Source organism: Haladaptatus marinus (assembly GCF_051194195.1).
The window spans coordinates 1-14,162 of sequence record NZ_JBLZNK010000005.1 but is presented as its reverse complement, the minus strand read 5'-3'; the positions used below and the strand labels follow the sequence as shown (position 1 = coordinate 14,162).

Sequence of the window (14,162 nt, the reverse complement as noted above, 5' to 3'; positions counted from 1 at the left end):
GAACATGCTTATAATGGTTAATATACGACCGGGAGTCAGCCCGGCAGAAAACGGTAGTACAGTAGTCAAGCGTACGCGCTTCCTCCCGCGCCTAAAGTCGCGGGTATCCGCGCTGTGGTATCTATGAAGACGGTGACGGACGACGGCACGTGGTACGAGCAGGTGGCGGAATCCGATTCGAGGTCGTCGCGAAACGGAGCGGATTTCCAACCGCGGAAAAACCACGACCGTCTCTACTCACTGCTGTTGGCATTCAACGTCACGAATATCGAGCAAATCGACAACAGCTCCGAACCGCCACTCTACCGCGTTACCGCGTCCGAACTCACGAATTCCGACGGATTTTCACAGTATTCGTTCGAGTCGGTCGAGAACGCCTCGCTCGTTTTCGTCGTGGACACGTGGGGGCTGATTCACCGGTATCGGTTCGAAGCGACTGGAACGAGTCGCGGGGAGTCCGCTCGAGTCACGGAGTCGGTGCAGGTTTCGAACGTCGGCAACACAACCGTCTCGCGGCCGTCGTGGTATCGGACGGCGCTCGAAACGGAAAACGCTTCGCGGAACCGCTCTCGCTGACTATCGTCGTGCCGTCTGCGCTTGTTCCGAAACCGAATAGTTTCGTGCCTCCCGCATGACTCGCCCGCCGAGTGCTGACAGCAGAACGCCGACGACTGCGTCACCCCAGAGCGGAAGCGGGCCAGCGGTCGGAACGACGAACGGTCTCGTCACTTGCCACAGTCCGAGCAGACCGAGGAGTCCGCCCGCCGCGATGCTGACTTTTCGATTGCGCCACGTGCAGATCGCTCCGTAAAGGACGAGAAGCAACACCGTGATTCCGACGACGATATCGTTCCAGAAGTTCGGCGCGAGCATCGCCTCGTAGACGACGAACGGCGCAAATACCAACCAGATGCCGAGCGGTGCGCCCGCGAGAATCGTCCTGTTCCCCCACATTGTCCTGTCCGGTAGACGACCGTTTCAAGGATAAGTCGAACGGTTACGGAAACAAATAAAATTTCATTATTACAAATTCACTTGTTTTATCTGTCCACGTCGTGTAGAACGGTCTGATGCCCGAAACAGCGCCACTTTTGGACTCGCACACCGTGATGAGTGAAATCCTGATGCCGAACGACGCGAACAACCTCGGACGAGCGCTCGGTGGGTCGGTTCTTCACTGGATTGACATCTGTGCCGCCATTGCGTCCCGCCGATTTTCCAGGCGGCAGGTCGTCACCGCGTCGATGGATCACGTCGATTTCCTCGGCCCTATCGACCTCGGTGACATCGTGACCGTCGAAGGCTACGTCTTCGAAACCGGGCGGACGAGCATGGAGGTGTTGGTGAACGTCGGAGCAGAACGTCCGAGCGAGAACGAAAAACAGGACACCGCGACCTCGTTTTTCACGATGGTCGCGCTGGACGAGAACGAGCGTCCGGCATCGGTTGCGGACGTTTGCTGTCCGACTGACGAACAGGAAACCCTCCGCGATGACGCCCTCCGGCGTCGTCGCAAACGCAGGGAATCGTTGGAGTTGCCTAAAAAATCGGTGTGGGTTCTCGACCTGTCCGCCTACGACCAGTCCAGCGACCCGCCGCTTTGGTACTCAGTGACCTGCGTTTCGAAGAAGTTCTTTTCCTTGTTCAGGTCGGTCTGTTCCGACATCCACGAGAACGGGTTCTCGGTTCCGTACCGTTTAGCGAGATTCAACTGCTCCAATCTCCGGTCGGCGATGTGTTCGACGTACTCGGCGAACTGCTCGGCGCTCATTCCGAGGATTTCGTCCGGACACGCCTCGTAGGCGTAAATTTTCTCCAACTCGACAGCCTCGGTGATGAGGTCGGTGACTTCATCACCGAACGCCTCGGTCCAGATGCCGGGATTCTCCGCCCGAATCTCGTTGATGAGGTCGATGCCGAACCCGAGGTGAAGCGATTCGTCGCGCATGATGTACTCAAACTGCTGGCCGATGCCGACCATCTTGTTCTGGCGTTTCAGGCCGAGCATCATGGCGAACCCGGCGTAGAAGAAGATTCCCTCCATGATGACGTAGAAGCCGACGAGGTCGCGGACGAACTCGCGAACGTCTTCGTCAGTCTCGATGGTGAAACCGGGCCGATTGATTGCACGAGTGAGGTCAACCACGAACTCGTCTTTTTCCTCGATGGAGGGGACTCGCTCGTACATCCCGTAGAGGTAGTCTGGTTCGAAGCCGAGCGAATCACAACAGTAGATGAACGTATCCGTATGAATCGCCTCCTCGTAGGCCTGTCGCAGGAGATACTGGCGACATTCTGGGGCGGTCACGTATTCGTACAGCGCGAGGACGATGTTGTTCGCGGTGAGCGATTCGGCGGTCGAAAAGAAGCCGAGATTCCACTCGATGAGTTGGCGCTCGGCATCCGAGAGTGCGTTACCGTTCCACTGGGAGATATCGTCCTGCATCGGGATTTCCTGTGGCACCCAGTTGTTGTTGACGCCCGCTTCGTAGTATTCGCGCGCCCAGTCGTAGTCGATCGGCAGTATCTTGTTCGGATCGTGTTCCGCGTCGTTGTTGATGATCGGCATGGATTGTGTGCAAAGTCGTTGGTTTTCTCGTTACTGGCAGGCGTCGCAGGTCGGGTCGGAAACGGTACAGAGTTCGTTTTCGGTCTGTCCACCATCGGTTTCGGCGGTATTAGACCCGGAACCGTCCCGATGCTGGCTCTTGCCGTACTCGGCCATGTCTAGTGTCGATTTCTCTATCTGCGACGCGCCGAGCGTTCGGAGGTAGTAGGTCGTTTTCAGCCCCAACTGCCACGCGGTTCGATAGATGTCGTCGAGGAGTGTGCCGTCCGTGGACGGGAAAAACACGTTGTGCGAAACCGATTGGTCTATCCACGTCTGGCGATGGGCAGTCAGTCGGAGTTGGTGTCGCGGGTCGATTTCAAACGCACCGCGATACAACTCCTGGAGGTCGTCCGGAATGACGTCGATTTCTTGAATGGAACCATCGTGGTATTTGATTCGGTCGATCATTTCCTCGTCCCAGAGGTCTTCTTTCTGCAAATCCGCGACGAGTTGGTCGTTGACGATGGTGAAATCACCCGACATGTTCGATTTCACGTAGAGGTTCGAGTACAACGGCTCGATGGACGGCGCCGTCCCGTTGATGGTCGAAACCGTCGCAGTCGGCGCGATTGCCATCGTGTTCGAGTTTCTCATTCCGTGTTCTTCGACGTGTTCGCGGACGACGTACCAGTCGAGGGTCTCCTCGCGGTCGGTTGGAATCGACTGCCCGCGTTCCGATTCGAGCAGGTCAACGGTGTCCTGAGGGAGCAGTCCACGGTCCCACTTCGACCCCCCGTAGGAGGGATACGACCCGCGCTCTTCGGCGAGCTTCGAGGAGTTGAAAATCGCGTGATAGGAGACGAACTCTTGCCAGTGATTGGCTTTTTCGACTGCATCCTCCGAGTTCATCGGTACGTCCAGTTCCATCAGCGCGTCGTGGAAGCCCATCGTGCCGAGTCCGACCGGTCGGTGTTGCATGTTCGAATGTTCGGCCTGCTCGGTCGGATAGAAACAGAGGTCAACCACGTTGTCCAGCATCCGCATCGCGGTCTCGATGGTTTCGGCGAGATGGTCACGGTCGAGTTCTCCATCTGACACATGCGTGGCGAAGTTCACGCTCCCGAGATTGCAGACGGCGTGTTCGTCCTCGCTCGTGTTCAGCGTAATCTCGGTACAGAGATTCGAGGAGTGAACCGTCCCGACGTGGTCTTGGGGCGAGCGAACGTTACACGGGTCTTTGAACGTTATCCACGGATGGCCCGTCTCGAACAGTCGGGTGAGCATCTTCCGCCAGAGTTCCTGGGCACTAACCCGTTCATACTGCCGGAACTCGCCGTTCTCGGCCTGTCGCTCGTACTCCAGATACCGCTTCTCGAACGCCTCGCCCGACAGGTCGTGGAGGTCGGGCACTTCGTCGGGACTGAACAGCGTCCACTCTTCTTCGTTTTCGACCCGCTTCATGAACAAATCCGGAATCCACGCGGCCGTGTTCATGTCCGGCGTGCGCCGACGCTCGTCGCCCGTGTTGCGTTTCAGGTCGATGAAGGCGGGGAAATCCATGTGCCAGCAGGCGAGATAGCCACAGGATGCGCCGCGCCGTTTTCCGGAGCGGTTGATGGCCGCCGTCACGTCGTTGCTGATGCGGAGGAATGGCACGACGCCGGTCGATTCGACGCCGGTCGATTCGATGAGCGCGCCACCTGCTCGGAGGTTGGTCCAGTCGTTGCCGAGGCCGCCGCTCCATTTCGACAGCATCGCGTGATGTTTGTAGGAATCGAAAATGTGCTCCAAATCGTCCTGTACCGTCGTCAGGTAACAGGATGAGAGCTGTGGATGCGTCGAACCGCTGTGGAACAGCGTCGGCGTCGAGGGCGTGAACTCCAACTTCGAGAGAACGTCGTAGAACTCCTTCGCCCGTTGCTGTGGGTCGTCCTCCTCGATTGCCAACCCCATGGCGACCCGCATCCAAAACGCCTGTGGCAGTTCGAGATGCTCGCCGTTCTCCTCCGTCTTGAGGAAATACCGCTGGTAGAGCGTCTCGATTGCCATGTATTCGAACTTCTCGTCGCGATTCGGTTCGAGATACTCCGCAAGTCCTTCGAGGTCGAACCGCTCGGTGAGTCGGTCATCGAGGAGGTTGATTTCGACCGCGCGTTCGAGATTGGCGACGTAGGTTGCACGATACTCGCGGTCGAGTTCGTAGCCCTTCAGGTCGTCGCCCATGATTTCGCGGTAGTAACGTTGTCGGAAGACCGCGGCGGCGATACCTTTGAATGCGGGTTCGCGTTCGACTCGCGCGGTGAGGGCCTGAAGAACGGCTCGGTACACTTCATCTGTGGACGCTCCGTCGTAGAGCGTCCGCTCGATTTCGGTGCGAAGGTCGTCGCGCTCGTCTTCGGGGAGGGTCGTTTCGTAGCCGGTGCGTGCTCGGTCGAGGATGGATCGGACGGTTTCGGTCGTCGCAGTAGATTGTTGGCTCATGGATTATCGGGTTCGTCTGTCGAATCGGACGCATCGAGTTCGGAATCGAGAACGGCGTCGAGTTCGCGGAGAAACTCCTCGGGTTCGGAGAAGGCCTTGTACACCGAGACGAACCGGATGTATGCGACTTGGTCTAGCTCGCGTAATCGCTCGGAGACGAGGTCGCCGACCAGACTAGACGAGACGATGCGGGTCTCGCGAGACTGTAGTTCGGACTCGACCGTCTCGACGAGATTCGTCACGTCTTCCTCGGTCACATGGCGCTTCTCGACGGCGCGTTCGATACCCGCGCGAAGCTTCTCGGGACTGAACGACTCGATGCTCCCGTCACGTTTCTTGATTTGGAGGGAATCCCACTCCGGACGTTCGTAGGAGGTGAACCGGAACGAACAGCGTTGGCACTCGCGCCGTCGCCGCACCGACATTCCGTCGGCGCTCGTTTCGGTGTCGATGACTCGCGTCCGCTCGTTCCCACAATCCGGGCAGTTCATAGTTGTCACTACGTGGTCCTCCGGTATGTAACCCCATATGATGGGGTATCCGTGTTCTAACCGCAATATGTGGTGTCAGACTGTGCCGCCATAAAGGTTACCCAATCAACTTGGAATAATACAATTCAAATTGTATTGGCTGTTGCAACCGACGAGTAGGACTGTAAAATGAGTTCCGGATAGGGACTCTCGTCGCCGTGGAATTGAAATGGCGAACCCCGACACAGGATGTCGAACGAAAACTCGCTCGCTCGAACCGATCTCCCTCAGTTCGCCTCGTAAATCTTCTCGCCCCGGTTCAACCTATCTGCGATGACATAGGTCTGCTCTGCTTCCCGGCGCGTCGGGAAGTGCGCACCCATGTAGCGGGCGAGCGAAATGAGTGCCAGTTCTTTCTCGTCCGCATCCTCGCGCAGGTCAAACTGCGCGAAGGACGCCTCCAAATTCTGGAGCGTGTGGAAGCCGGCGTCCTCCCGCAGGAGGGCTCGTCCGAGCGTTTCTTTCAGGTTTTCCGGGTCGCCATCTGCCGCGAAATACTCCGCGACGATGGCTCCGGCGGCGTTGACGTTGCCTTCCTCGTCGAACGTTTCCAGCAGTTCCTCGCGGAGGTCGTCGGGGTCGGCGTCCGTGGAGTCGATACTTGGCATGGGGGTTGGCGGGGTGTTCAGGAATCGGTCGAGGTAGACGCTCATCGCACCCGTGAGGACGCCACGATAGAGCGCCGTTGAGCTCGCGCGCTTCGCTGCTTGCTGGACGGCGTTGTTGTACGTGAACGTGTGGTGGACGGTGTTCCAGTCGTTGAACTCGTTCGCCGTCCCGAACTGGGCGATTCGCATCATCGACGCGAACGAAACGCTGTTTGCCAGTTCTTCGCAGGTTGCTCCCTCCTGAATCGCGGCTTTCAGCGCGTCGAGGATAGCGTGGGGGTCGTCGGAGAGCAGCGTGTCAGTGAAGTCGTCGGGTTCGTTCCATTCACCTCCGCTTCCCCCTGCCTCGACCAGTTCGGGGAGTTGGTCGAAGCAGTCGAACAGCAGTTCGGCGAGGTCTATCGGCTGTGTCCACGAGGAGAGTTCCTCGCTTCGCTGGGCGGTGGTCAGTCGCGGAATGACGCTCGGCAGGACGTTTTCGGCGTGCTCCCAGCCGATGTGGTCTAACAGTTCGAGCGATTTGTTGATGAAGTCGAAGCTGTGTCCGGCGTCGAGATAGAGGTGGTCGGTCGCCGCGGCGTAGAGGATTTCCGCGACTGTTTCGGGTTCGAGGGTCGCAATCGCAGTTTGTAGACAGCGCTCCGCGCCGTCGTCATCGCGCACCTCCACGCAGTCGCGGAACCATCTCCGAAGTCGGTCTGCCGACACTTCCTCCGTCTCGAACGATGGCTGGTCGAAGCGCGGCGACTCGCCCTGACAGTCGGAGGCGACGTGCCGAAGACCGGTGTAGAGAGCGCGCGGTCGGTCGTCGTCCCGTAGGTCGGGAAGGACGTTCGCCATGCAGGAATGAATCGTCAGGCCGGAACTCCATCCCTGGTCGCGGTAGCGAGTGCCGAACTCGGCCCCGATTCGGAGCGGTTCGGACGCCGAAACGTCTTCGTTCGACAGACCGATGACCGATTTGGCCACCACGAGGCGGAGGTTCTCTTCTAGACCCGTTTCGAGTCGCTCCTTCCAGTGCTGTTCGGGAGGGCTGTCCCGCTTCGGCGTAAGGTTCACGTAGATATCTCCGTCGCGTTCCTCGATTGGAAACGCCTGCACGTCGTCGGCCCACGGGTCGAACGTGTCCCCACAGGAGAGTTCGAACCGAGCGTGGTGCCAGTGGCAGGTTAGGATGCCGTCTTCGACGCTGCCTTCGGTTAGCGGAAATCCCATGTGTGGACAGCGATTGTCCACCGCGCGGAACTCCCCTTCGTGGTAGAACAGTGCCAACGACCGACCGTTTCGGTTCACCAACAGTCGGCCTTCGTCCCTGAGTTCGTCCGCGTCGCCGACGCGGACGAACGATTGGTTCGTTGCCATGAGTGATGCATTGTCACACGGCACCAAAACGGTTCGCTGAAACGAATTAATGTAGGTTAGCCATCAAGTTTCACACCCTCTTGCAGGCGTTCGTATCGGGTGGAGAACTGCGACTTACACGACGAGCAACAGAAGTGGTAGAGTTCGCCATCGATTCGGGTTGATTCTCCCTCCTCGGTGACGGTGTTTCCGCATTCCACACAGTCCGGTGCGAAGTCGATTGTTCCCGGTTGCGGATTCCATTCGTCATCGATGAGCAGTTGCACGTCGTACTCGCGAACCGCATCTTCGCCGATCGCGTCCGAGAGCAGCGTTTCCACCGCTTGCTCACGCAGAGTTGCTTTACACACGATGTGGGCGTCGGCGGTGACGAAGACGTGTTCGATGCCGTCGAACGATGCGAGCGATTCCCGGATGTCGGTGACGCGGCCCGGTTTGGCGTTGACGGTGACCAGCAAGGACAAACCGTCGGTGAGGATGTCGTGATCTAATTCCGCCGTGAACCGTCGGATGATTCCTATTTCCTGCAGTCGCTCGACGCGGTCGGACACTGTCGGCGGCGACAGATCGACCGTTTCGGCGATTTCGTTGTACGGGCGGCGGGCATCCTCTACGAGTAACCGAATTATCTCCCGGTCGGTATCGTCGAGTTGTCGCATTACACTCCCATTGGTGTGGTAGAATAAAAACAGTTTTCGATATATCGCTTCGTTTCCGGATTGACCTGTGTATCATCGGCCGCCAATACAAATTCCGTTTGTTTAGTAAGTGAATTATCGTTGGGTAAATCGATTCTCGCGTTTCCTGCCGATTCCGGTTCTTCCGAAACTGAAAAAAGTAATGCAATACGAGGGCTGTGTATGGTAACCACGATTCAGGTAGACGGCATGAACTGCGGTCACTGCGAACGGAGCGTCGTCGACGCCCTCGAAGACCTTTCCGGCGTTTCCACGGCGAGCGCCGACCACGAGGTGGGAACTGCCACCGTCGAGGGCGACGCCGACACCGACGCCCTCGTCACCGTCGTAGAAGATGCCGGCTACGACGCTTCAGCCTGAGTGCGCCACCGTCTGACTATCCTTCGTCAATGGTGTCGCAGAGTCGAAACGCTTAGACGCCATCCGGTCAATTCTCGGCCATGAGCGACCTGTTGGTTCGTGCGGCACGTGGCGAACGCACCGAGCGCCCGCCGGTCTGGTTGATGCGACAGGCTGGCCGGTACATCCCCGAATACCGCGATATTCGCGAACAGTACTCCTTCAAGGAGGCCATCAAGACGCCGGAAGTCGCGGAGCGAATTACGCTCCTTCCGTGGGAGTTGTTCCAACCGGACGGACTGGTCATGTTCTCCGATATTCTCACCGTCCTCGAACCCCTCGGCTTCGACTACCACATCGAGAGCGGTGTCGGCCCCGTCGTCTCGAACCCCGTCATGAGTCCGGACGACGTGCCGATGGAATCCAACGACGTGGCCACCGAGATCGACTATGTCGGGAAATTGCTCACCCGTCTTCAGAACAGTGTTGGCGACCGAACCAGTATCATCGGGTTCGCGGGCGGGCCATACACCCTCGCATCCTACGTCGTCGGCGACGAATCGGCTTCTCGAAAACCGATTCGGCGGTTCCGAGCGAACCACCCCGACGCGTTCCGCGACCTGTTGGAAGCGTTCACCGACGTGGTCTGTGAGTACGTCGAATATCAAGTCGAACACGGTGCGGATGTCGTGCAGGTTTTCGACACGTGGGCGGGCGTCTTGACGCCCGACGACTACCGCGAGTTCGTCCTGCCGCTCCACAAGCGCATCTTCGACGCCATCGACGTGCCCTCCATCGTCTTCGCGCGCCACCCCGGCGGCAAACTCGACCTCCTTCGGGAATCCGGTGCCGACGTGGTCGGACTCGACTGGACGGTGGACATGGCCGACGCTCGGGAAACGTTGGGCGACACGCCGGTACAGGGCAATCTCGACCCCTCCTACCTGCTCGGAAATCCGGAGTTCATCCGTGAGAAAACCCACGATGTCATCGAGAATGCGGGCGATTCGGGACACATCCTGAACCTCGGACACGGTATCGACCGAAACACGCCCGTCGAGAACGCGAAAGCGTTCGTCGAGGCGGCGAAAGAAATCGACCGCTAGCGGTCGATTTCTCGCCGAATTCTCCGTCTTCGGGCTACGACTGGTTTTCCGTTATGGCCGTGTCGCGTACGACTCGGCCAACGCCGTTGCCAAGCCTTTCGCTTCTCGAATCCGACTCGGAACGCCCATTCTGGCGGTGTAGTTCGTTGCAAGGTGGATTCCATCGGGTGCTTCGAACTCGGAAAGTGCATCCCACGAGGTGTCATAGGCCGGGAATCCGCGGTCGAGGCTAACCACGCTCAACACGTCCGCATCCGCGTCCATCACGTCGTTGAACTCGGTTCGGGCGATTTCGCCGAGCGTTTCCTCGCTTTCTTCGACCAGTTGGGGATTTTTCATCCCGCCAAGGAAGACGGTATACACACCATCCCGCCCGAACATGCTCGCGTTCCACGAGACGCCGAGGGTGTCGAGTCCTTCGTCGTGGCGCACCTGATAGCCGAATCCGTCCCGGTTGCAGTCCGCGTGGAGGTGAACGAGCGCGAGCGGGTTGTAGTTGAGGCGATCGAGCGCGTCCGCCGAATCGGTGAGATTTTCGAGGAGGTAGGCACTCATCTCTGCGGCGGTGGTGAGAACGACTTCGTCGACTTTGACGGACTCGTTCTCGGTTTCGAGCAGATAACCGTCGTCCGACTCTCGGATTTCGGTGACTGCGGTGTCGAGATGAACGTTCTCCGAATGCGCGTCATAGAGGGCTTCGGGCAGTCGCTGGACGCCCTCGTCGAACGAAATCGCTGGTGCAGACGTTCCTCCAGACATCGCCCGCTTGAGCACTGGTGTGAGCAGATTGCCGTACTTTTGCTCCATCAGCAAGACGCCGGAGAGCGCGTGCTTGACGGGCATCCGTTCCGGTTCCGAGCCGTAAATCCCCCCGAACAGCGGGCCGATGAGGTTTCGGTAGGCTTCCTCGCCGAACTTTCGGGTGAACAGTTCCGCGGCGGTTTCCTCGGGGTCTGCCGGGTCGGTCTGCGGTTCTTTCAACACGTCGAGTTTGCCGCGCCACGACAGCAGGTCAGTTTGACCGAACTCCTCGATGGAGAAGGGTGCTCGGCGGAGTTTCCCGTTCGCGTAGACGAACAGTTTCGTCTCACCAGCCTCGATGACCTCGTCCGCCAGTCCGAGGTCGATGATGAGCTTGTCCACCGGTTCCGTCCGTCGGAGACGCTGTGGACCCCACTCCAGCAGATGGCCATCGACTTGTCTGCTTCGAATGACGCCACCCGGTTCCGAGTCGGCCTCGAAGACGACGTACTCGGTGTCGGTTATTTCGAGATGGTGGGCGAGTGTGAGTCCCGTGATACCCGCGCCGACGATGCCGACCGTCATCGTTGGAACGGGGCGTTCAGGCACATCGTGCCTGGCGTATCCTTACACTGGCACTGGCGGAACTGGTAGTAGGACGGGTCGAAATCGGCCACGAACGGCTCTACGAGGTCGGACAGGACGCCGGAAAACCGGTCGTCGTCGTGAGGAACCGGAACCCGGTAGAAGTCGAGACCGACTTCCTCGGCCTCTTCTCGGAGCTCGTCGTCCAATTCGGAGAGCGTCTCGCTCTGTTCGTGCATGAAGCTGATCGGCTCCACGACGACGTGCTCGGCGTCGATTTCCGTCACCACGTCTTCGACTTCGGGTTCCGTCCACGGAATCTTTCGGTTGCCGTGGTTTTGAAAGCCGAGCGAGTAGGATTCGACGCCGAGTTCGCTGGCCATCACGTCGCAGAATTCATCGACGTAGATGTCGTAGCGACTGCCTTCCTCCAGATAATGGGTCGGGGTTCCGTGCGCCGAAAAGACCAGTTCGGTGTCGTCGTCGGCGAGGTTCAGTCCTTGTTCGTCGGCATACCGTTGGATGTTGCTTGCACGAATCCGGTTGTAGGTCGGGTGTTTGTGCCACCCAGTGACCTCGTGAACCGGAACGTCCCAGTTCAGTCCTGCGACCGAGTCGGTCAGTTCTTCGAGAGAGGCAACTGTCGTGGATGCACCACAGAGTGGGTAGATGGGAAGGCCGATGAGTTCGTCCACGCCGTCTTCGTGTGCCTGTGCCACCGCGTCGGCGATGAACGGTTCGGTGAACTGCATTCCGACGTAGGTTTTCGCGTCGAGATTTCGTTCGTCGAGTTCGGCTTGCAGTGCGTCGGCCTGCGCTTTCGCCTGCGGGTCGAGCGGGGAGCCACCGATTTCCTCGTATTCTTCGATGAGGCTCGACACGCGTCGTTCGGCGAGTTGTCGCGAGCGTTGGCGCGCTTCTTCCTCGGTGGTGTCGCCTTCCAAATCGGCGTTGTTCATGAAGATGCGCTTCAGATAGTCGAGAACGTTGTCTCGCGTCGGTTCCGCCGGTTCTCCGAAATTGAGCACGACGACGCCGGTTGTCATGGTCGAATCTCGGGACGGATGGGCCGAATAGTTGTCGTTTGCGGAATGAGAATCACTCTCACCGTGCGACAGTGCCGGTCGTATAGTTTTTCTTCGCTTGGACACACGAACTGGTCGGATACGCAGGCGGCGAATCAAGCGACGCAGGCGTGGCAGACGATACAGGACAACCCCGAACGACCGACCAAGCGGAGAAAGCGCGCAATCAGGCGTACATCCAGATAGGGGAGGCAAACTGGGAGGACGTTCCTTCCCGTGTACCACCGAACAGACGAGCGATTCACCTACCATCCGTCTCGATTCCGAACTTCGATGCCGCTGGTCAGAGCAGGCAGATGTACGACACGATGAAGTGAGAAATCACAACGTGGCCACGATGGCTGTCGGTTCGCAGAACTAGAGCCACTCCTCGGCCCAGGTTCCGATTTCCTCGAAAACCGGACTGAGGGAATGCCCTTTTTCGCTCAAACTGTAGTAGGTCGCAATCGGTGCATCGGCTTCAGCTCTCCGACTGACGAACCCCATATCGCCGAGGTCGTCCAATACACGCGAAAGCGTCCGAGAACTCGCGCCCGTAGAGCGTTTGAGTTCGTTGAATCGTTTTTCACCCTCCTGTAGGTCGTGGAGGACGACGAGTCGCCACTGTGACCCGATTTGCTCGAACGATTCTACGACAGAACAGACGCCTTTCTCGGTGTCTGCTGATGTTGATGACATTCGGATACTCTGGTTACGGCTTTATCGGCGAACCTATATATTGGTTCGGGCTCGAATCAGGTTACGAAGTGATACTGTAATGACTTACGCTCGACGCCTCGATTGGTCACGCGCCCGAGACATTGTCCGCGGTCGTCATCCTATCCGAATCTGATTCTCAGCATTTTCGACGACCCGCGAAAGCAGGCGATGAAATATTTCCCCGGAACTTCGATTTGTTCGAGACACTATCGTTCACCTTCGTATCTTGATGCCCGTTGTTGCCGTACTCCGCTGAAATGGGGTCTTTGCAGTGCACCGGATTGAAACCCGAAAATCGGAATTGCACAGAAACGATATATTATTGAGTGTACTTTCGCACGCGTATGCGCTCATTACTGACCACCTTATACTTGTTATTGCGCGATTACCGTGTGACGTGTCGAGGCGTCCCAAAGAACATCTCATTCGACGGGCTTAAATGTAACCCTGCCATTCGTACAAATGCGAACGCCGCCCGGTGGTCTTCCGCCGAGTGGTTGTCCGAATCCTACGTCCTTTATAGGGCTGAAACCCGGATCGGACGAAAGAAATCCAATTCAATGCCCTTAAGTGTATAGGGGCACTCGGATGTGATGTAGACGGCGTCCCTCGGTTTGGGACGAACGGAACACACTCAATTCGGTGCCTTTAAGTAATACGGGGCACTCAAAATGGATGTGGACGTGCCTTCGGCGATCATTCGCTGAAGGCAAGCGGGATCCGACGCCCTTAAGTATGAAAGGGTGCTCGGATATAAACGCGAAGAAAGATACAATGCGATCTGCGGGGCGTTCAACTCGTCCCGCAATCTCGGGCAGCGAAGGTTCGAAGGGTTTAATACCCTTCTCCTCCTTCGATCAAGTCCGAAGGAAATGAGGATTCCACCCCTGCGGTCAGCCGTACACGATGGAATCTGATGTCAGCCTTGGTAGTTCGGTGACACCTTGTCGGTTTTCCGATGTGGTGTCTCGAACGACGTGATATATGTGATACACTCTCTTCTGAGAGTGTCTCCGCCTAACATGCTGGACATTCGTCCAGCGGCATTCTGGTTGATCCTGCCAGAGGCCATTGCTATTGGAGTTCGATTTAGCCATGCTAGTTGCACGAATTTAGATTCGTAGCGGAAAGCTCAGTAACACGTGATCAAACTACCCTATAGACCAGCATAACCTCGGGAAACTGAGGCTAATACTGGATAATGCTCCCAGGTTTGAACACCGGGAGCTGGAAACGCTCCGGCGCTATAGGATGTGATTGCGGCCGATTAGGTAGACGGTGGGGTAACGGCCCACCGTGCCGATAATCGGTACGGGTTGTGAGAGCAAGAGCCCGGAGATGGATTCTGAGACAAGAATCCAGGCCCTACGGGGCGCA

The 14,162-nt window shown here is 58.0% G+C and carries 12 protein-coding genes, 1 rRNA gene and 2 pseudogenes; 6 read left to right on the top strand and 9 right to left on the bottom strand.

The window, feature by feature from the left end; translation table 11 throughout:
- Positions 1-123 precede the first annotated feature (123 nt).
- Positions 124-576 (top strand): hypothetical protein, encoded by a 453-nt coding sequence (locus ACN2TU_RS17220; protein ID WP_435157077.1) that lies wholly within the window; start codon positions 124-126, stop codon positions 574-576.
- Here ACN2TU_RS17220 and ACN2TU_RS17215 read toward each other — a convergent pair whose 3' ends face one another.
- Positions 577-954 (bottom strand): SPW repeat domain-containing protein, encoded by a 378-nt coding sequence (locus ACN2TU_RS17215; protein ID WP_435157075.1) that lies wholly within the window; start codon positions 952-954, stop codon positions 577-579.
- A 116-nt stretch (positions 955-1,070) separates the two neighbouring features.
- On the opposite strand from ACN2TU_RS17215, the pseudogene ACN2TU_RS17210 reads away from it, so the two are divergent.
- Positions 1,071-1,532 (top strand): annotated as a pseudogene (locus ACN2TU_RS17210) (acyl-CoA thioesterase); the annotation flags it as partial.
- A 41-nt stretch (positions 1,533-1,573) separates the two neighbouring features.
- On the opposite strand, the pseudogene ACN2TU_RS17205 reads toward ACN2TU_RS17210, so the two are convergent.
- From ACN2TU_RS17205 to ACN2TU_RS17185, 5 genes and pseudogenes are all read right to left on the bottom strand, one after another.
- A pseudogene (locus tag ACN2TU_RS17205) lies at positions 1,574-2,581 on the bottom strand (ribonucleotide-diphosphate reductase subunit beta); the annotation flags it as partial.
- An 18-nt stretch (positions 2,582-2,599) separates the two neighbouring features.
- A complete protein-coding gene (locus ACN2TU_RS17200; protein WP_435157074.1) occupies positions 2,600-5,032 on the bottom strand; it encodes a ribonucleoside-diphosphate reductase subunit alpha in 2,433 nt (810 codons plus the stop codon).
- Complete coding sequence (gene nrdR, locus ACN2TU_RS17195) at positions 5,029-5,523, bottom strand: transcriptional regulator NrdR (protein ID WP_435157815.1); 495 nt, start codon at positions 5,521-5,523, stop codon at positions 5,029-5,031. The genes ACN2TU_RS17200 and nrdR overlap by 4 nt, the downstream gene beginning before the upstream one ends.
- A gap of 266 nt (positions 5,524-5,789) precedes the next feature.
- Entirely contained in the window at positions 5,790-7,532 is a 1,743-nt protein-coding gene (locus tag ACN2TU_RS17190; protein ID WP_435157073.1) for a Rieske (2Fe-2S) protein, read from the bottom strand.
- 56 nt (positions 7,533-7,588) lie between these two features.
- Positions 7,589-8,191 carry an AsnC family transcriptional regulator gene (locus ACN2TU_RS17185; protein WP_435157072.1) on the bottom strand — a complete coding sequence of 201 codons (603 nt, stop codon included), beginning with the start codon at positions 8,189-8,191 and terminating at the stop codon, positions 7,589-7,591.
- A gap of 201 nt (positions 8,192-8,392) precedes the next feature.
- On the opposite strand from ACN2TU_RS17185, the gene ACN2TU_RS17180 reads away from it, so the two are divergent.
- Positions 8,393-8,590: a heavy-metal-associated domain-containing protein gene (locus ACN2TU_RS17180; protein ID WP_435157070.1), complete on the top strand. Its 198-nt coding sequence runs from the start codon at positions 8,393-8,395 to the stop codon at positions 8,588-8,590.
- Positions 8,591-8,670: 80 nt separating this feature from the next.
- Positions 8,671-9,675 carry a uroporphyrinogen decarboxylase gene (gene hemE, locus ACN2TU_RS17175; protein ID WP_435157068.1) on the top strand — a complete coding sequence of 335 codons (1,005 nt, stop codon included), beginning with the start codon at positions 8,671-8,673 and terminating at the stop codon, positions 9,673-9,675.
- A gap of 51 nt (positions 9,676-9,726) precedes the next feature.
- On the opposite strand, the gene hemG is transcribed toward hemE, so the two are convergent.
- A complete protein-coding gene (gene hemG, locus ACN2TU_RS17170; RefSeq protein ID WP_435157067.1) occupies positions 9,727-11,025 on the bottom strand; it encodes a protoporphyrinogen oxidase in 1,299 nt (432 codons plus the stop codon).
- Positions 10,998-12,047 carry a ferrochelatase gene (gene hemH, locus ACN2TU_RS17165; RefSeq protein ID WP_435157065.1) on the bottom strand — a complete coding sequence of 350 codons (1,050 nt, stop codon included), beginning with the start codon at positions 12,045-12,047 and terminating at the stop codon, positions 10,998-11,000. Before hemH ends, hemG begins: the two co-directional genes overlap by 28 nt.
- A gap of 149 nt (positions 12,048-12,196) precedes the next feature.
- Between hemH and ACN2TU_RS17160 the strand changes: the two genes are divergently transcribed.
- The gene (locus ACN2TU_RS17160; RefSeq protein ID WP_435157063.1) at positions 12,197-12,403 is read left to right on the top strand and encodes a hypothetical protein; all 207 of its coding nucleotides are present in this window, start codon (positions 12,197-12,199) and stop codon (positions 12,401-12,403) included.
- A gap of 40 nt (positions 12,404-12,443) precedes the next feature.
- Here the strand turns inward: ACN2TU_RS17160 and ACN2TU_RS17155 are convergent, their stop codons facing one another.
- Positions 12,444-12,764, bottom strand: a complete 321-nt coding sequence (locus ACN2TU_RS17155; protein WP_435157061.1) for a winged helix-turn-helix transcriptional regulator — start codon at positions 12,762-12,764, stop codon at positions 12,444-12,446.
- A 1,066-nt stretch (positions 12,765-13,830) separates the two neighbouring features.
- Here ACN2TU_RS17155 and ACN2TU_RS17150 point away from each other — a divergent pair.
- Positions 13,831-14,162, top strand: a 16S ribosomal RNA gene (locus ACN2TU_RS17150); the annotation flags it as partial.